Genomic DNA, 18,265 nt, shown 5'->3' with positions numbered 1-18,265 from the left:
GTCTATTTGTCCAGCGTAGTATTCCTATCCAAGTTAATAACAACCCCCACCTGAAACACTGAATTCGCGGCTTTTAAATATTTGTTATTCCGAAAGCCAAAAATCTGGCCGCTGATGAATTGCAGTTGCACGGGGCCCGCAATCTGGGTGCGGGTGAAGGTGATGGGCTCGAAAAATACGTTGCTCTCGCCGGGCGCGGCCAGGCCATCGATACGGAAGTTGTTGAGCTGCATGTAGCTCATGCGCAGGGCCGCGCCGTAGGTCAGCGGGAAGTCGCGGTTGAACAGGTGGATGTTGTCGCGCTTCTTGCGGGCGTAGTTGACCTGCGCGAATACCTTGGACAGGCTGCCGTCGAGGGTGCGAGTGGTGAGCTGCTCCTTGTCGCGCTCGATGCGCTCGGTGCCGCCGCCGCCGCCGCCCACGTACACTTCGAGCACGCGCTTGTCGGGCAGGCGGGTGAAATAGCCGAGGCTGGCTTCGGCAAAGTCGATGTTCTCGGTGCGGTCCGACTTGCGGCGGTGCAGCGAGGAAAATGTGCCGGCCGCGGCCAGGTGGTTGGTGAGGCCGTAGGCGCCCTGCAAGGCGTAGTTGGTGTGCTGGTTGGTGCTGAGGGCACCGTAGAATTTGCCCTTGTGCGTGAGCATGGGCGTGTGCGGCGGCGGCGGAAAGTACAGGGAGGCGCAGCCGGTGAGGCCGGAAAGGGCAAGCAGAAAGGCTAAGCGCAACAGGTGCTTCATAAAACGGAATAAGGGAAACCAGCCGCCAAGCAACGCATGGTACGGCAATTTCGTGTTTCTGCCGGACATTCGGCCGGATTTGGGCGCGCACTCAGCCGCTTGGGCAAGCCGGGCCGTATGCACAAGCCGTAACCATCCTTGCTCCCGCCCATGCCCGCTACTGCTTTCGACGCCCTCATCATCGGTTCTGGCCAGGCCGGCAACCCTTTGGCCACGGCCCTGGCCGGCGCCGGCCGGCGCGTGGCACTCATCGAAGAAAACCGCCTGGGCGGCTCCTGCATCAACTACGGCTGCTCGCCCACCAAAACGCTGCTGGCCACCGCCGAGCGCCTGCACGCCATCCGCACCGCCGGCGTGGTGGCCGCGCCCGCCACCGCCGGGGGCGCCGAGCTGCGCGTGGACTTGGCCGCCGCCGTGGCCCGCAAAGACGCCGTGATTGGCAAAATGCGCAAAGGCGTCCGGGCCAACTTGATCAAGCAGCAGAACGGCATTACCCTGCTCGAAGGCCACGCCGCCTTCACCGCGCCGCACGCCCTGCACGTGGCCCTGGCCGACGGCAGTACCCGCGACCTCACGGCCCCGCTCATCTTCATCAACACGGGCACCCGCGCCGCCATCCCTGACGTGGCCGGGCTGGCCGACACCGGCTACCTCAGCACCACCCAACTGCTCGACCTCCGGGAGTTGCCCGAGCACCTGCTCATTCTCGGCGGCGGCTACATCGGCCTGGAGTTTGGCCAGATGTTCCGCCGCTTCGGCAGCCGCGTCACCATCGTGGAGGCGGGCCCGCAGCTGCTGGAGCGCGAAGACGATGACGTGTGCCAGGGCTTGCAGGCCACGCTGGGCAAGGAGGGGATAGACTTTGTGCTGGGCGCGCGGGCCCGCAGCGTGAGCCGCAGCCCCAGTGGCACTATCACGCTCTCGGTGAGTACGGCGCAAGGCGAGCGGCGGCTGCGCGGCTCCCACCTGCTGGTGGCCACCGGCCGCACCCCCAATTCCGACAAGCTGGGCCTGGGCTTCGCGGGCGTGAAAACCGACGAGAAGGGGTACGTCCTGGTCAATAACAACCTGCAAACGAACGTGAAGGGCGTTTACGCGCTGGGCGACATTCACCCCGGCCCGCAGTTTACGCACCTGGCCTACGACGACTACCGCGTGGTGCGCGATGCGCTATTGCACGGCCGCAAACGCTCGGCCCGCGACCGGCCCCTCCCCTACTGCGTGTTCACCGACCCGCCGATGGCGCGCATCGGCCTGAGCGAAGGGCAAGCCCGGGAGAAAAAAGTGGCCTACCGCGTGGCCACCATGCCAGTGCGCACGATAGGACGCGCCCAGCACACCAGCTACGAGTCCGGCTTCTGGAAGGTGCTGGTCGGCAGCGACGACCGGCTGCTGGGCGCCACCCTACTGGGCCCCGACGCCGGCGAGGTCATGGCCGTCATCGAAGTGGCCATGGCCGGCCGGCTGAAATACCAGCAGCTCCAAGACATGATTTTTGCCCACCCGACCTGGGCCGAGGGGCTGAACAACGTGTTTCGGGAGTTGAAAAAGAGCGGAAAGTAGCGGTTGCGCTGGTGGGCTACAACCAGCCGCAAGCCGCGAGCCGCCCGCGGAGGCGGCTCGCGACTGGTTGGGTTGGCAGGGGAAGGCCGAAGATGTAAGTCCCTCAAAAATCAAAGGTGCGCGGCTCGCCCAGCAGCTCGCGGCCATCGAGCAGGCATTTGCGCTGGTCACGGCCCTGGGTGCTGCGCCACTCCGGCTCCTCGGCCTGGGGGTGGCTGATGCCCTGCTCCTGCCGCAACTGGTAGGCTTCGTAGACCTGGGGCAGGTGGGCCAACAGTTGGTGGCGTCGGGTTTCGACCACGGCCCGGCGCAGGGCCGCGCGCCAGTCGGCGGCGGGCTCAATGGCCACCGCTTCGTCCGGCCCGCAGGCTTTGAGGTAGGCGAAATCGTTCTCTACTTGCTCGTCAGCGTCTTCGTGGGCTTGCTGCGTGAGGTAGGCGGCCTGCTGGCGGCGCAGCTTGGGGGTTTCGAAATGGTGCAGCAAGGCGTGGCAGAGGGCTTCCTGCTGGTCGGCAGTCAGGTAGGCGGGGCGCGGGTCGGCGGGGGGCGCGGGCGCAGGTTGCGCGGCGTGTTGTGCGCTCCGGTTGGCCCAGTACGCCTGCAGGTAGGGTTTTTCGCGGGGGCCGCGCAGGTCGGGCAGGTGCAAAAGCGGGGCGAGGCCGGTGCGCAGGTTGTGAAAGTCGTACCAGGCGGGCGGGGCCTCGCCCTCGCGCTCGTGGTCGGGGGTGTCGTTGGCCTCTTCCTGCGCGTGGAGGCGCATGGGGGCATAGTCCTGCCAGTCGCGGGGCAAGACGCCGTCGCCGCCGTAGCAGTCGAGCACGTCTTCGTCGAATTCGGGGGCCTGGCGCACGAACTCGCAGTACAGCGCCAACTCGTCGGGGCTGATGGGGTCCAGCACCGGGCAGTTTTCAATGGCGGCGTCGTATTCGCTGAAATCGAAGGTGCAGCCCAGGCCCGGCATCGTGACCTGGCCGGCGCGCCAGCGGCACTGCAGGTCGAACAGCTTCTTGCGCTGAATGTCCCACAGCCGGTTGTAGGCCGCTTCGCTGAGCCGGCTCAGGGCGTGGGCCTGGGAAGCTTCGGCCTGGGCGCCCCGAAACTGCCATTGAGATTTGCTGCTGGCGTAGCTGGCCGCGAACCGGGCCACGGCGTCGGGATGATAAGGAGCAAACAGGGCCGCGTAGCGCGGGTTGGTCAGCAGGTCCTGCCTGATTTCATCGTGCGAAGGGTCGGCCATGGGACGGGACGGCCCTGAAAAAGCCGCGGGGGTAAAGGTAGACGGCCCGGGGGAACGCGGCCGCGGTGCCGCGGGCCCGGCCCGGTTACCCGCAGGCATTGGGCCGGCCGCGCCGCTTGCCGCCGGGAAAACCACAGTCGCCGCCCGCTCACGGTGCGGCCATCAGGGAGTTGGACGTGCACGGTGCTGTCGTCGAAGGTCACGGCCCAGGCCGTGGTGGGGCGGTATGCGCTAAACGTCAAACTCGCCGGGCTTCAACGTGCGCTGTTCGCATGGGCCAAATAAGGGCAGTAATTTACAGCATAGCTAAACTCATTAACTGCTTAAAAATGCAGTCAATGAAGTGTAAAAGCATTTTTTCTACTCGTCACAATTAGTTGAAATAATTCCGCCACTTCATTTTGGACCACCGCTGTTATTTTTAGCTCAACCAAAAACCCCCGCGCCAGCCAAAGCCGACGCGGGGGTTTCTATTGTTGCTTAAGCTACAGCCAAGCTACTACATGTTCTTCACAATCTCCTGGCCGAATTCGCTTGTTTTCAGCAGGGTCGCGCCTTCCATCTGGCGCTCGAAGTCGTAGGTCACGCGCTTGGCGGCGATGGCGGCTTCCAGGCCCTTGTTGATGAGGGCGGCGGCTTCTTTCCAGCCCAGGTGCTCGAGCATCATCACGCCGGAGAGGATGACCGAGCCGGGGTTCACCTTGTCCTGGTTGGCGTATTTGGGGGCCGTGCCGTGGGTGGCTTCAAAGATGGCGTGGCCGGTGACGTAGTTGATGTTGGCGCCGGGCGCGATGCCAATGCCGCCCACAATGGCCGCCAGGGCGTCGGAGATGTAGTCGCCGTTCAGGTTCAGCGTGGCCACCACCGAGTACTCGGACGGGCGCAGCAGAATCTGTTGCAGGAAGGCATCGGCGATGCTGTCTTTGATGATGAGCTTGCCCTGGTCGGCGGCTTGCTTTTGCAAAGCATCGGCCACGGCCACGCCCTGCTTGGCCACGATTTTATCGTACTGCGCCCAGGTAAACACCTTGTTGCCAAACTCCTTTTCGGCCAGCTCGTAGCCCCAGGTTTTGAAGGCGCCTTCGGTGAACTTCATGATGTTGCCCTTGTGCACGATGGTCACCGAGGGCTTCTTGTGCAGCAGCGCGTAGTTGATGGCGGCGCGCACGAGGCGCTCGGTGCCTTCCTTGCTCACCGGCTTGATGCCGAAGGAGGACGACTCGGGGAAGCGGATTTTCTTCACGCCCATCTCGTCCACCAAGAATTCCAGCATCTTCTGGGCCTGGGGCGTGCCGTACATGTACTCGATGCCGGCGTAAATGTCCTCGGTGTTCTCGCGGAAGATGACCATGTCAGTCAGCTCCGGGTGGCGCACCGGCGAGGGCACGCCGTCGTAGTAGCGCACGGGGCGCACGCAGGCGTAGAGGTCCAGCTCCTGGCGCAGGGCCACGTTCAGCGAGCGGATGCCGCCGCCCACAGGCGTGGTCAGCGGGCCTTTGATGCCCACCAGGTATTCGCGGAAGGCGTCGAGAGTTTCGTTGGGCAGCCAGTTGTTGGTGGCTTTGTACGCTTTTTCGCCGGCCAGCACTTCCTTCCACATCAACTGCTTTTTGCCCCCATAAGCCTTCTCAACGGCGGCGTCGAATACGAGTTTGGAAGCCCGCCAAATATCCGGCCCGGTACCGTCGCCTTCGATGAAGGGAATGGTGGGTTTGTCCGGAACGTTCAGCTTGCCGTTTTTGATGGTGATTTTTTGCTCTGCCATGTGGGAAATTAGTTGTCAGTTGTTGGTTGTCAGTTGTCAGTTTGTACACGAAGCTGTCGGTTGTTGCAGGTGACGGGACGCCCCCAGGGCCGCCAGCCTGACCACTGACAACCAACAACTGGCAACTAGAAAATCAATAGCCGAAAATCTCCTTCAGCGTGAGCTGCTGCACGGCGCCGTACTTGGCCAGCTCCTTGAAATTCAGCCGGTCCTTGGCGCCAATAACCAGAATGACCTGGTTTTGGCCTTTGACCTTGGTGGTTTGGAATTTCTTCAACTCATCGAAGGTCATTTTCTGGGTGCTGGCGTACACGTCGCGGCGCAGGTCGTAGTCGAGGCCCAGGCGGCGGGCGCGCTCGTAGCTCAGCAGCACGTTGCCCTTGGTGATGCGCTCGGTGCTGATACTGTTACGGATGGCGTTTTTGGCGATTTCCAGGTTGGCCTCGGCCACGGGCATGTCGGTGAGCAGGGCTTCCATACCGGCCATGGCCTCGGGCAGCTTGTCGCTCTGCGTGCCGATGTAGCTCAGGTTGTAGTTGGAGCGGCCCAGCTTGTCGGCATTTGAATAACGCGAGGAAGCAGAATAGGCCAGGGCCTTGCTCTCGCGCAGGTCCTGAAACACTATGCTGCCCATGCCGCCACCGAAGTACTCGTTGTAGAGCGCCACGGTGGGCACCATTTCCTTGTTGTACAAGTCGCCCTTGGTCAGGAACAGGATTTCGGCCTGCACCATGTTATAGTCTACCCAGTACACCTTCTTATCCTTCAGCGGCTGCTCGGCAAAGTCCTTGGCGGCGGGGGCAGGCGTAAGCTTGGCGGGCGTTTTGTGACCATTGCGGAGTGTCCAGAGCAAACCCGGATACAGCACGTCTGTTGGAGCCTCAGCAGTAGGAGTTCCTTTGATAACTGCTGGCGCAGCGTCAGTGGCTGGACGCGGCCCGTAGTACAGCACCCGGTGCTGGTACGTCGGCAGCTTCTTAATCAACGCCGTCAACTGCTCGGGCTTGATTGCCTTCAGCGCTTTCTCGGGAAGAACATTCGTGAAAGGGTTTTTGGGACCGTACTTCACGTAGTTCACCATGGCCGCGTTCAGAATCACGCCCTTCTCCAGCTTGGCATCCTGCCGCTGCTTGAGCGTACCGGCCACCATGTTTTTCAGTGCGGCGGCATCGGGCTTGGGCGCGTTTATCAGTTGCTCGAATAGCTTCAGGGCCGGCTCCAGGTTGGCGTCGAGGCCGTTCAGGGTCACAAAAATGCGGTCGGGGCCGCTGCTCACGCTGAACGAGCAGCCCAGCTTGTAGAATTCCTGCTGCAGCTGCGCGGCCGAATACTGGCCGGTGCCCAAGTACTGCAGGTAGTCGGCGGCCAAGCCCCAACGCGGGTCGTTGTTGGTGCCCACGTCCAGGATGTAATACAGGTTAAACAGGCCGTTTTCACTGTTCTTGGTGTAGTACAGTGGCAGGCCGGGCCTGAGGGCCGTTTCCTGAATGTCCTTTTTGTAATCCACGAACACCGGCTGCAACTCGGTGCTGGGCATAGCCGTCAACTGCTTGTAATAGGCCGAGGACACGTCGCGGTTGGCCGGCACGGGCGTGATGGCGGGCTTCACCACCTTCACTTTGTTGGGGTCGGTGCCGGTGCGCTTGAACACGTTGGCGTAGTTCTCGCCGTAGTTGTCGTTGGCAAACTTGACGATTTCGGCCTTCGTAATCGTGGCGAAATCGTCCTGCTGCTTCAGGTAGTCTTTCCAGTCGATGCGCTCAATAAACGCCTCGTACATGGCGCTGGCGCGGGCCTCGTTGCTTTCGTAGCCCTTGGTACGGCTCAGCTTGTCGTTATTGATGATGGCCGGAATCAGCCAGTCGGGAAAGTTGCCGGCTTTCACCTTGGCTAGTTCGCCCAGCAGCAGGCTTTTCACTTCTTCCAGCTTCTGGCCCTGCCGCGGCGTGCCGTAGATGACGTGGGTGGAGTAGTCGTCGTTGAGGTCGGTGAACGAAGCGGCTTCCAGCACCTTCTGCTGCTGGTTCAGGTCGAGGTCGATGAGACCGGCCTGGCCGTTGGTCAGGATTTTATCCAACATGCGCAGGCGCAGGCCGTCGCGGGTGGCCTTGCCGGGCAGGCGGTAGCCCAGCATCACGTTTTCCGACTGCGGCCCCAACACCTCGCGCACAATGGGCGCGGTGAGCGGCTTTTCCACCGGGGCGTTGAACACCGGCGCGGGCTTGCTCGGCAGCGCGCCAAAGTATTTGTCGACGAGCCGAATGGTGGCGTCGTAATCCAGGTCACCGCTCAGGCACAGGGCTACGTTGCCGGGCACGTAGTACTGACCGAAATACTTCTTAATCTCCGTAATGGACGGGTTTTGCAGGTGCTCAATCGTGCCGATGGTCGTCTGCGTGCCGTAGGGGTGCGTGGGGTACAGCGCGGCGTTCAGCGCCTCAAACTCCTTGTTGAAGTCGCTGTCCAGCCCCCGGTTTTTCTCCTCGTACACCGCTTCCAACTCCGTGTGGAACAGGCGCGGCACCATCTCCTGCAGCCGCTCGGCCTGGATGGCGGCCCACTTCTCCAACTGGTTGCTCGGAATGTCCTCCTGGTACACCGTTTCCTCGCTGGAGGTGTGCGCGTTCGAGCCCTTGGCGCCGATGGCGCCCATCACCTTGTCGTACTCGTTCGGTACGGCATACTTGGCCGCCACGCCCGAAATTGAGTCAATCTGGTGGTAGGTGCGCTTGCGGGCGGCCGGGTCGTTGCGCTGGCCGCGGTACACTTCATACAGCGCCTCAATCTTGTCAAGCTCCGCTTTTTCCCGGGGCCAGTCCTGGGTGCCCAGCTTCGAGGTGCCCTTGAACACCATGTGCTCCAGGTAATGCGCCAAGCCGGTGGCCGTGGCAGGGTCGTTCTTGGAACCCGCCCGCACGGCCAGATAGGTCTGAATACGCGGAGCATCCTTATAATCCGACAGGTAAACCGTCAGGCCGTTCTCCAATTTGTAAATACGCACGCCCAGCGGGTCACCGGGCACCGATTCGTAGCGGTATTCCTTGGCGGCGGGCGTGGTGGCGGCAAGCGGCGGCGCTGGAACAGCAGTGGCCGGCTTGCTCGATTGGCACTGCGTGGCGAGACCCAGCACCGCCAGGGCCGGAATCAGCAGCAAAAAGTTGTTTTTCACGAAAGACGCGGGCGGGTAGCTGGAGTGGTTCAAAAAACAAAGGTAGCTGGCTGATAGGGGAATAAAAAACGAATTTTTATCATACCTTGGCAGATTGTTCCGGCCTCAAGCGCCTCCGCGGGTGTTACTAGTATCTTTTCCCCAAACGATTGCAGAATCCTGACGCGCAAAGTTGCGCGAAAGAGAAGGGAGGTTTCGCAAAGTTGACGTTCGGTCAAACCTTGCGAAACCTCCCTTCTCCTTTGCGCAACCTTGCGCTAGAAATCGGCTTCCAGCCCCAGCCGCTGTTTGGCCTCGCGCAACGCGGGAAACCGCTCGGCCAGGTACTCGAACTTGTCGGTGGCCGTGTAGAGCTTGCGGGCGCTGGGTGCGGCAGTGGCCACCACGGGCTGCACCGTGAGGCGCGGGTGGCCGGTGCGGCGGCGCAGCTCGGCCAGGAATTCTACCCGCATTTCGTTGAACTGGTCCACCTGAATGGGGTTGTCCACGGTCAGCTCGATGGCGTGGTCGGCGTTGGCGGTCACGGGCCGGTTCAGCACCCAGTATTCGCTCATCCGCTCCTGCAACCGGCGCTCTTCGGCTATTTCCTGCCACGCCCGCTGCAACAAATCGGGGTCAATGGCCGTCAACGGGCCGCTGGTGAACGGCGGCTCGGCCACGGCCGAAGCCGCTGAGCCCGCCGCGGTTCGGCTGCTCAAATCCTTCAGGCTCGGCATTTTGTTGGCCAGGCTGGGAATTCTGGCGAAGGCCGCGGCCGGCGCGGGGCGCGGGGCGGGCTCAAGGCCCTCGAAGCTGGGCACGCCAATTTCGACGTGCGGCAGCGTGTCGCGCATCTGGTGGCGCTCGGAGATGGCCAGCGCCGGGTCGGCCTCGATGCTGAGCGTGTCGTGCAGCTCCTCCACGCCGCTTTCGACGGGTAACGGCTCGGGGCCGTCGGCGGGCGGGGCTACCCGGCCAGCGGGCAAGGCTTCGAATTCGGGCAATGCCGCGGAAACGGCCGGCCGCGTTGCCGCCTCATAGGCCGCGGCCGGCGACTCAGTTGCATAAGCAGCAGGCGAAGCGAAGGAAGCGGCCGGCGTGATGGCGGCCGGCGAAGCTATGGGCGCGTATTGGGCGTGCCCGTTGCTGCCGTTGCTGCTTGGAGCTGGGGCAACGGGGGCTGCTTCTCCCCCACCATTTAGGTCACTAGTTTTTTTTTTAGCCCCGCCGTTGGCTGGTGCGGTCCCGTTGGCGGCCGGGCTCAGCTCGCGGACGAACTGCACGGCCCCGTTCAGGTAGGCCAGCTTCATCAGGGCCAGCTCGACGTGCAGGCGCTGGTTTTTGGCCTGCTTGAACTCGCGGTCGCACTGGCTGATGAGGTTCAGGGCCGAGAGCAGGAAGGCCAGCGGCGCGGCCTGGGCCTGCTGCACGTAGCGCTGCTTGATGCCGTCGGACACCTCCAGCAGCTGCACGGTCACGGCGTCTTTGCACACGAGCAGGCCGCGCAGGTGCTCGGCGGTGCCCACCACGAAGTTGTGCAGGTCGAAACCGTTCTGCATCACCTCATCCAGCAAGAGCAGCGCAGCCGACAGGTTTTCGGTCAGCAGGCTGTCAACGAGGCGGAAGTAATAATCGTAGTCGAGGATGTGCAGGTTCTGCACCACCTCCTTATAGGTGAGGTTGTTGCCGCCGAAGGTCACCATCTGGTCGAACATCGATAAGGCGTCGCGCAGGCCGCCGTCGGCCTTTTGGGCCAGCAGGTGCAGGGCGTCGTCCTCGGCCGCGATGCCCTCCTGGGTGGCCACGTAGCGCAGGTGCTCGCGCATGTCTTCGACCTTGATGCGGCTGAAGTCGAAAATCTGGCAGCGCGAGAGGATGGTGGGGATAATCTTGTGGCGCTCGGTGGTGGCGAGGATGAAGATGGCGTAGCTCGGCGGCTCCTCCAGCGTCTTGAGAAAGGCGTTGAAGGCCGCGTTCGAGAGCATGTGCACCTCGTCGATGATGTAGATTTTGTACTTGCCGGCCTGCGGGGCGTAGCGCACCTGCTCCACCAGCGAGCGGATGTCCTCGACCGAGTTGTTGGAAGCGGCGTCCAGCTCGTGCACGTTGAACGAGGCGTTTTCCTGAAAAGCGACGCAGGAGGCGCAACGCCCGCAGGCCTCGGTTTCGGCCGAGAGGTTGGTGCAGTTTATCGTCTTGGCCAGGATGCGGGCGCAGGTGGTTTTGCCCACTCCGCGCGGGCCGCAAAACAGAAACGCCTGGGCCAGGTGCTGGCTCTGAATGGCGTTTTGCAGCGTGGTGGTGACGTGCTGCTGCCCCACCACGCTGCGAAACGTGGAAGGGCGGTACTTGCGGGCCGAAACGACGAAATTATCCATAAGCTCTGTTGACAAAGTTACCCGATACGGACCGCATAAATGCACCGCCGGCACCGAAAGCCCCGGCAAAACTATCCGACCTTCCCCTTCCCGAAAAGCGCCCAACGAGCAGATTGGAAACCCTGGGATAATGATGAAAAAACGCTGCCGCCAGTCTTTTGGGCTTTTGTAGCAACACCCGTTACCGCCAAAAAGTACCCATGAACTTCCGTTCGCTGTGCATTTACCTGCTGTTGGCCGGCCTGGGCTCTGGCCTGGCGGCGTGCTCGGGCCCAAAAGTCAAGGAAGACCCGGCAGTGAGCCGGGAGGAGCTGGATATGCACAGCCCCTACGACGACAGCACCCTGCACCGCAACCGGCTGCCGGAACTGCTCCTGCCCTACAACCGGCTGGTATCCCCCGCCGGCCGCGTGGTAGCCTACGGCGACCCCAACCTCGAAAACCACAGCCTGGACCTGCAACTGGTGCCCGACACCCCGCTGCTCGCCGTGGAGGACCGCTACGGCATTGCCCTGCTCGACACCGCCCAGCGCCGCGTGGTGGCCCGCTGGACCTACGCCGACGACGTCCGCTACCGCGGCTCGATGAGCACTTACGCCGGCCTGAAAGTGGCCCACGAACCCGACGGGCTGCACCTGTTCTGGAGCGCCGCCAATGGCCAAAACAAGCAGTCCTACGTGCTGGAGGCCGTGTACGCGGACGGGCGGCTCGGCATTCGCCGGGCGTTTCCGTTCGCGCCGGTGGGGGCGCCGCTGGCCCTGCCCAACGACCTGGCCCTGAGCACCGAGGCCGGCCGCCGCTACCTCTACGTGGTGCTCAACGGCAACAATCAGGTGGTGAAGCTGGACCTGGCCACCGGCCAGCCGGTGTGGACGCGGCCCACCGGCGTGGCGCCCTACGGCCTCGCGCTGGCGGGCCCGCAGGTGTTCGTGAGCAACTGGGGCGGCCCGGCCCCAACCGACACCCTACGCCGCGAAACGGCCGGGGTGCCCTACGGCCGCGCCTACATCGACCCCAAAACCGGCGCCACCGCCCAGGGCACCGTTTCGGTATTTGACCAGGCCGACGGCAAGCTGCGCGCCGAGCTGCCGGTGGGCCTGCACCCCAACGCCCTGCTGGTCAGCCCCGACGGCCGCTACGTGTACGTGGCCAACGGCAACAGCGACCGGGTGAGCGTCCTCGACGCGGCCCGTCGGCAGGTGAGCGAAGACATTGGGGTGCAGCTGACGCCGGGGCCGCAGGGCTTCGGCGGCGACACGCCCAACGCCCTGGCCATTAGTGCCGATGGGACGACGCTGTACGTAGCCAACGGCCTCGACAACGCCGTGGCCGTGGTGGCGCTGGGCCGGGCGGCGGGCGGCGCTGGGGCGGCCGGACCCAGCCGGGTGCAAGGTTTCATTCCCACGGAAGCATATCCGGGCGGGCTGGCGCTGGGGGCCCGCACGCTGTTCGTGAGCAACCTGGAGGGCGAAGGGGCGCGAACGAGCAGCCAGGACATCCGGCGGGCCGGCGGCACCCTGGACGAGCTGCCGGGCGGCGGGGCCACCGTGTACAACTCGCACCGCCAGCGGGCCACGGTTTCGCTGATTCCGCTGCCCACGGCGGCGCAGCTGGCCGAGCACACGGCGCGGGTGCGGCGCCTCAACCTGAGCTTCCGGCAGGCGCTGGCCCGGCTGCGGCCCCGCCCCGGCGTGCGGCCCCGGCCCATGCCCGCGCGCATCGGCGAGCCGTCGGTGTTCCGGCACGTGGTCTACATCATCAAGGAAAACCGAACCTACGACCAGGTGCTCGGCGACCTGCCGGAGGGCCGGGGGATGCCGTCGCTGTGCGTGTTCGGCGACAGCGTGACGCCCAACCAGCACCAGCTGGCCCGCGAGTTTCTGCTGCTCGACAACTATTATGTTTCCGGCAAATCCTCGGCCGAAGGGCACCAGTGGACCGACGCCGCAATGGTGACCGACTATGTGGAAAAGAACGTGCGGGCCTGGTTTCGCAGCTACCCGCACGTGCAAGAAGACGCCCTGGTGTACGGCGAGGCTGGCTTCATCTGGAACAACGCCGCCGACCACGGCAAAACCGTGCGCATCTACGGCGAGGCCTGCCAGCCGCACTACGACCCCAAGCTGAGCTGGACCGACATCTACGACGGCTACCGGGCCGGCCGGCCGCTGGCCTTCACCAACACCAGCACCATTTCGCGGGTGCGGCCGCTGCTCTCGCCCAATTACCCGGGGGCCGACGACCTGAAAATCACCGACCAGCTGCGGGCCGGGGCGTTTATCAAGGAGCTGGCCGACTTCGAGCGGCAGCCCGGCGACGCCTTTCCCGAGCTGTCGGTCATCGCCCTGGCGGGCGACCACACGGTGGGCACCCGGCCCGGCATGCCCACCCCGCGCGGCATGGTGGCCGACAACGACCTGGCCCTGGGCCGCATGATTGCGGCGCTGACCAAAAGCCGGTTCTGGAAAAACACCGTCGTGTTCGTGACCGAGGACGACTCGCAGGCGGGCTGGGACCACGTGTCGGCCTACCGCACCACGGGCTTCGTGGTCAGCCCCTACAGCCGGCTGCGGCGCACGGTGTCGAAAAACTACAACCAGACCTGCATGGTACGCTCCATTGAGCAGATTCTGGGCCTGCCGCCCATGAACATCATGGATGCCACGGCGCTGCCCATGTTCGACTGCTTCACCGACCGGCCCAATCCCCGCTCCTTCCGCAGCCTGCCCGCCCGCATCGCCATCCACCGGCTCAACCCGCCGCTCAGCAAGCTCACCGGCGCGGCCCGGCGCTTCGGCCGCCTCTCGGCCGGCCCCGAATTCGACCACATCGACAACGGCCGCGACGACGTGATGAACCGCATCATTTGGTTTTCGACCAAAGGCAGCCAGCCCTACCCCACCGCCCTGAGCGGCCGCGACGAGGACGACGATGAGTAATCCTTATTAAACAAGAACGTCATGCAGAGCGCAGCGAAGCATCTCGCTCGCGCCATCTGACGCCGGGACCTCACCCCCGGCCCCTCTCCCGCGGAGAGGGGAGCCTGCCGCCCGCGCAAGACCGGTGTCCCCTCTCTTGAGGAGAGGGGGTCAGGGGGTGAGGTTGCGGGCGGACGGAGCACGCGAGATGCTTCGCTGCGCTCTGCATGAAGGATGGCAGATTTCAAACGCCGATAAAACGACCATCACTTCACCGCGCTCAGTAAAAAGTCAACACCGAGCGGGTTGTGCTTTATCTGGCAGATAATCGGAAAGGTTGCGTTGTTCAGAATCCAGAATTCGGTGGGGTCGTTTTGGGCGACGACGTGCAGCACGTCGAGCGGCTGGCCTTTCACGAGCAAGGGATTGGCCGCCAGGTCGTCTTTCAGAACGTACACCGTGCGGTCGTAGGTGAAGCGGCGCTGGGCCAACAGGTCGGCGAAGGCTTTTTTCGACAGCATCAGGAAGGTTTGGTGGTTGGGCAGCGGCACGGTGACGAAGGGCTGCGGCTGGGCCATGTTCAGGGAAGTGGCGTTTTGCCAGGCTTCGGGCGACACGGCGTAGGTGCCGGTGGCCAGGCTGCGGATTTGCCAGCCCAGCTTCAGCGTGTCGCGGATGCTTTTCACCGTGAGCTCGAAGGGCGCGCCCTGGCCGTGCAGGTCGAGCCGATAGGAGAAGGTGGTGCCCACGCCCACCGCCGGCTTCAGCGCCTGGGCGTGGCCCGCGAAGCTGAAGGCCTGGAGCAGCAGCGGGAGCAGGAGTTTTTTCATGGTTGGTGAGCAACAGGTGTATTAATGATTTAGGAGACTGTCATGCTGAACGAAGCATCTCGTTCGCCCGGCAACCTCACCCCCTGACCCCCTCTCCCGCGGAGAGGGGGCACCGGAAATGCACCTTGTAGCACGGCTACAAGTCGTCAGGCTCCCCACTCCGCGGGAGAGGGGCCGGGGGTGAGGTCCCGGCGTCAGGCGGAGCGAGCGCAGGCCTCACAGCTTGCTGCCGTCGGGTGGCAGGATGGTGGTGCCCCAGGTAGAGGGCTGCGCGCCCATTTCCAGGACCAGCTCGCCGCCCCGCACGATGTCGCGGTGCTCAATCCAAGCTTGTTTGAAGGGCTTGCCGTTGAGCCGGGCGGCGGTGATGTAGACGTTGGTGGGGGAGAAATTGCGGGCGGTGATGGTGAAGTCCTTGCCGCCCTCCTGGTGCAGCACCGACTGGCGCACCAGCGGCGCGTTGAGCAGGTAGTACGACTGGCCCGCGTTGGGGTACAGGCCCAGCAGTTGGAAGGCCAGCCACGAGGACATGGCCCCGGAATCGTCGTTGCCGGGCAGGCCGAAGTGGGTGGTATTGAAGTTGTCGGCGATGATGCGCCGGATGCGGCGGCTGCTCAAATCGGGCCGGCCAATCCAGTGGTAGAGGCTGGGCGTGAGGAAGGACGGCTCGTTGGCCACGTTGTAGTAGCGCTTCTCAAACAGGGTGTCGAGCCGCGCCTGAAACGCCGCGTTGCCGCCCGACTTGGCGATGACCACCGGCACCTGGTGCGGCACGCTCAGCGAGTATTCCCAGGACGTGGCTTCGTAGAAAAAACCGCACCAGTGGCACACGTACCACGGGTACTCGCGCATGAGCGGCGTGTACACGAAGCGGGGCTTCTGGATGTTGGAGGTGCCGTAGGGGATGCTGTCGAGCCACTTTCCAGCGGCGTCGCGGGGCATGATGAAGCCCGTGGCGCCGTGGTTGCGGTAGCCGTCGCGCCACAGGTTTTGCCAGTTGCTGGCCTGCCGGCGGAAGCGCTGGTACACGGCGTCCTGGCCCTGGCCCTTGGCCACGGTGGCGATGCAGAAGTCGTCGTAGGCGTAGTCGAGGGTGCGGTTGCCGGCGCGGGGCACGCCGTGGGGCACGTAGCCGAGGCGGTTGTATTCGGGCAGGCCGCCCCGGCCCTCTTGCTCCTCGTTGCCGCCGGGCGGCACGGTGGCGTCCTTCAGCATGGCGGCCAGGCCCTGGACGTAGTCGATGCCGGGCAGTTTTTTCACGAAGGCGTCGGCGATGAGCACCTCCGCGTTGGAGCCGCCCTGGGTGCGGCCGTTGGCGTTGCCGCTGCGGGCGTCGGGCAGGTAGCCGTCGTGCTGGTAGATGTTAATCAGCGAGTTGACAATCTCGGCCTCCTGCTTGGGGGCGAGCAGGGTGATGAGCGGGTTGGAGGAGCGGAAGGTGTCCCAGATGGCGTAGAAATCGTCGTAATAGGGCTGGGCGCTGGTCCAGAGCGGGTTTTCGTCCGTGCGGTTCACGGGCATGAGCATGGTGTGGTACAGGCTGGTGTAGAACAGCTTTTGCTGGTCGGGCGGGGTGGTTTTGTCCAGCTCGACGCGGCCCAGCAGCGCGTTCCAGCGGCTGCGCAGCCGGCCCAGCACCGGCCCAAAGTCCCAGCCCGGAATCTCCGCGCCGATGTTTTCGCGGGCCTTGGCCGTGCTCAGAAACGAGATGCCCACCTTCACTTTCACCGAATCCGGCCCGCCGTCCTTAAAGTGCAGCAGCGCCCCGGTTTTCTCGCCCGAATCCACTTGCGCCCGCTGGCCCGGAAACAGCTTCGTACCCTTCCAGGTCGAGAAATCCGCCACCGGCGCGTCGAACACCGCCGCGAAATACACCGTGTAGGCGCCGCCGTTGTTCCACCCGCCCCGGATGCGGCTGTAGCCCCGGATTTCGGTATCCGACACCACTTCGATTTCCGAGCCCACGAACTGCTGGGCCTCGCGGGCGTCGGGCACGGGCTGCTCGCCGAGGAAAAACCCGGCGTCAATCTTCAGCGCCTTGGCTTGCTTGGCCGGGTACGTGAGCCGGTAGAAGCTGACTTTGTGGGAGGCCGTGATTTCGACTTTGATGCGCGACGGCACCAGCACCGCGCGGTAGTAGCCCAGGGCCACGTCCTCGCTTTCGCGGTGCGCGGCCTGGTCCAGCTTATCGAGCGCGCCGCTAAAGGGCATGAGCAGGATGTTGCCGTACTTGGGGCCGCCGCCGGTGCCGCTCACGTGCACCTGCGCGAAGCCGGTGACCGGCACGGGCTCGGCCAGCCAGCCGCTGTTGGGGCTGGAGGTGCAGTCGGGCCCCGGCTTCACCATCCCGAACGGATACGATGGCCCGATAAACACCCGCCCCAGGCCCTCCGAGCCTATCATGGGGTCCACGTACTGGTGGTAGGCCTGGCCTTGAGCGGTCAGGGCTAGGCCCAAAAAGCCCAGCGTCAACCCAATGATTCTGCAATGACGCATTCTATTTGAAAATGAACCAGAGAGAACGTCATGCAGCGCGCAGCTACTGCGCCAGCACTGGGTTTGGGCGGTAATATTTCCCGCCGTCGAAGCTCACCACGTAATCCGACTTGAAGCGGGTGCTCTTCACGTAATAGTCCGTGCTGATGATTTGCGCGCCGGACCGCTCGGCCGCGGCGAAGCTGCTTTTGTCGTTTCTCCTCGCCTCCTGGGTGTCGCTGTCGGCCCGGGTGCGGATGATGTAGCCTTGCTTCACCAGGGCGGTGATGGCGGCCAGGTCCTTCTTCGCGTCGTTCATGATGTGGATGGCAGCTTCCGACGTGCCGGGCTCAGCATTGGCGAACAGCAGTCGGCCTTTCAGCGACGGGTGGCCTTCGATGTAGGCGGCGCGCTTGGGGCCGGTTTCGTCCAGAATGAACACGAATTTTCCCTGGGCTTCCTTCAGCGTGGGCCAGTTTTTTTTCAGCACGGCCGCTTCCAGCGTCGCATATTTCCCGCGCACCCGGTCCGGCGTAATCACGAGATTCGCGCCCAGGTTGTCCGTTATTTCCTTGTCCAGCTGGTCGAACACTGCCGCGGTAAAGGGCTCGGGCACGGTGAAGCCCGGCCGCTTGATTTGCTCGTCCTTGGCGTTCATGGTGATGAAGACGGGGTTGTGGCCGGGGTGGGCCAGCGACCAGCGCTTCAGCTCCGCCAGGCACAGCTTGAAGGTGGGGCAGTTGCTCCGAAAATCAATGTCCTGGACGTGCAGCACCTTAAAGCCGGGCTGCTCCATCACCTTCTCCGCGTCGTAGGGTTGCTGGCCGGGCACCCATTCCAGGCCCTTGGGGTGGGCGTACTTACCGCCACTGGCGTCAGCGTATACGTCGATTTCCAACGCTAGCAGGCCCATATTGAGCTGCTCGGTCAGGGTCAGGTGGCCGTAGTCAATCTTGTTCATGCCCGTCGAATCCATCCCGTGGAGCATGCTGAACAGCTTCGGGTCGATGAGCTGCTTGTAGCTGTTGTGCGACCCGATAACCTGGACTTGATTCATGAGCGGCGCCCCGGCTTTTTCGGCGCTGAAAATTGAGGCAAACACCAGGGCAAGGAAGGCAAACAGCAATTTCATGGGCTTTTCTGTGCGTTGGGAAATCAAGAACATCGTGCCGCGCGGCAACTCGGGCGGGGCAACCTCACCCCCTGACCCCCTC

Annotated in this window: 10 protein-coding genes; 2 read left to right on the top strand and 8 right to left on the bottom strand. The window is 63.8% G+C overall.

Going from position 1 to position 18,265, the window contains the following annotated elements:
• Positions 1–2 precede the first annotated feature (2 nt).
• Complete coding sequence (locus RMO51_RS03280) at positions 3–737, bottom strand: hypothetical protein (protein WP_310391953.1); 735 nt, start codon at positions 735–737, stop codon at positions 3–5.
• Positions 738–887: 150 nt separating this feature from the next.
• Between RMO51_RS03280 and RMO51_RS03275 the strand changes: the two genes are divergently transcribed.
• A complete protein-coding gene (locus RMO51_RS03275; protein ID WP_310391950.1) occupies positions 888–2,300 on the top strand; it encodes a mercuric reductase in 1,413 nt (470 codons plus the stop codon).
• 103 nt (positions 2,301–2,403) lie between these two features.
• Here the strand turns inward: RMO51_RS03275 and RMO51_RS03270 are convergent, their stop codons facing one another.
• From RMO51_RS03270 to RMO51_RS03255, 4 genes are all read right to left on the bottom strand, one after another.
• On the bottom strand, positions 2,404–3,537 hold the full coding sequence (locus tag RMO51_RS03270) for a hypothetical protein (protein WP_310391947.1): 1,134 nt from the start codon (positions 3,535–3,537) through the stop codon (positions 2,404–2,406).
• Positions 3,538–4,036: 499 nt separating this feature from the next.
• The gene (icd, locus tag RMO51_RS03265) at positions 4,037–5,302 is read right to left on the bottom strand and encodes an NADP-dependent isocitrate dehydrogenase (protein ID WP_310391945.1); all 1,266 of its coding nucleotides are present in this window, start codon (positions 5,300–5,302) and stop codon (positions 4,037–4,039) included.
• Positions 5,303–5,435: 133 nt separating this feature from the next.
• Entirely contained in the window at positions 5,436–8,504 is a 3,069-nt protein-coding gene (locus RMO51_RS03260) for an insulinase family protein (RefSeq protein WP_310391944.1), read from the bottom strand.
• A 224-nt stretch (positions 8,505–8,728) separates the two neighbouring features.
• Positions 8,729–10,828: a DNA polymerase III subunit gamma/tau gene (locus tag RMO51_RS03255; protein ID WP_310391942.1), complete on the bottom strand. Its 2,100-nt coding sequence runs from the start codon at positions 10,826–10,828 to the stop codon at positions 8,729–8,731.
• A 200-nt stretch (positions 10,829–11,028) separates the two neighbouring features.
• On the opposite strand from RMO51_RS03255, the gene RMO51_RS03250 reads away from it, so the two are divergent.
• The gene (locus RMO51_RS03250; RefSeq protein ID WP_310391941.1) at positions 11,029–13,767 is read left to right on the top strand and encodes a bifunctional YncE family protein/alkaline phosphatase family protein; all 2,739 of its coding nucleotides are present in this window, start codon (positions 11,029–11,031) and stop codon (positions 13,765–13,767) included.
• A gap of 245 nt (positions 13,768–14,012) precedes the next feature.
• Here the strand turns inward: RMO51_RS03250 and RMO51_RS03245 are convergent, their stop codons facing one another.
• From RMO51_RS03245 to RMO51_RS03235, 3 genes are all read right to left on the bottom strand, one after another.
• The gene (locus tag RMO51_RS03245) at positions 14,013–14,576 is read right to left on the bottom strand and encodes a hypothetical protein (RefSeq protein WP_310391939.1); all 564 of its coding nucleotides are present in this window, start codon (positions 14,574–14,576) and stop codon (positions 14,013–14,015) included.
• Positions 14,577–14,792: 216 nt separating this feature from the next.
• Positions 14,793–17,072 (bottom strand): GH92 family glycosyl hydrolase, encoded by a 2,280-nt coding sequence (locus RMO51_RS03240; RefSeq protein ID WP_310391937.1) that lies wholly within the window; start codon positions 17,070–17,072, stop codon positions 14,793–14,795.
• A gap of 43 nt (positions 17,073–17,115) precedes the next feature.
• Positions 17,116–18,183, bottom strand: a complete 1,068-nt coding sequence (locus RMO51_RS03235) for a phosphatidylinositol-specific phospholipase C1-like protein (protein WP_310391935.1) — start codon at positions 18,181–18,183, stop codon at positions 17,116–17,118.
• Positions 18,184–18,265: the final 82 nt, after the last annotated feature.

Source organism: Hymenobacter sp., from assembly GCF_031398885.1.
In the GTDB taxonomy this organism is placed as follows: Bacteria; Bacteroidota; Bacteroidia; order Cytophagales; family Hymenobacteraceae; genus Hymenobacter.
This window is presented reverse-complemented; position numbering and strand designations above follow the sequence as displayed.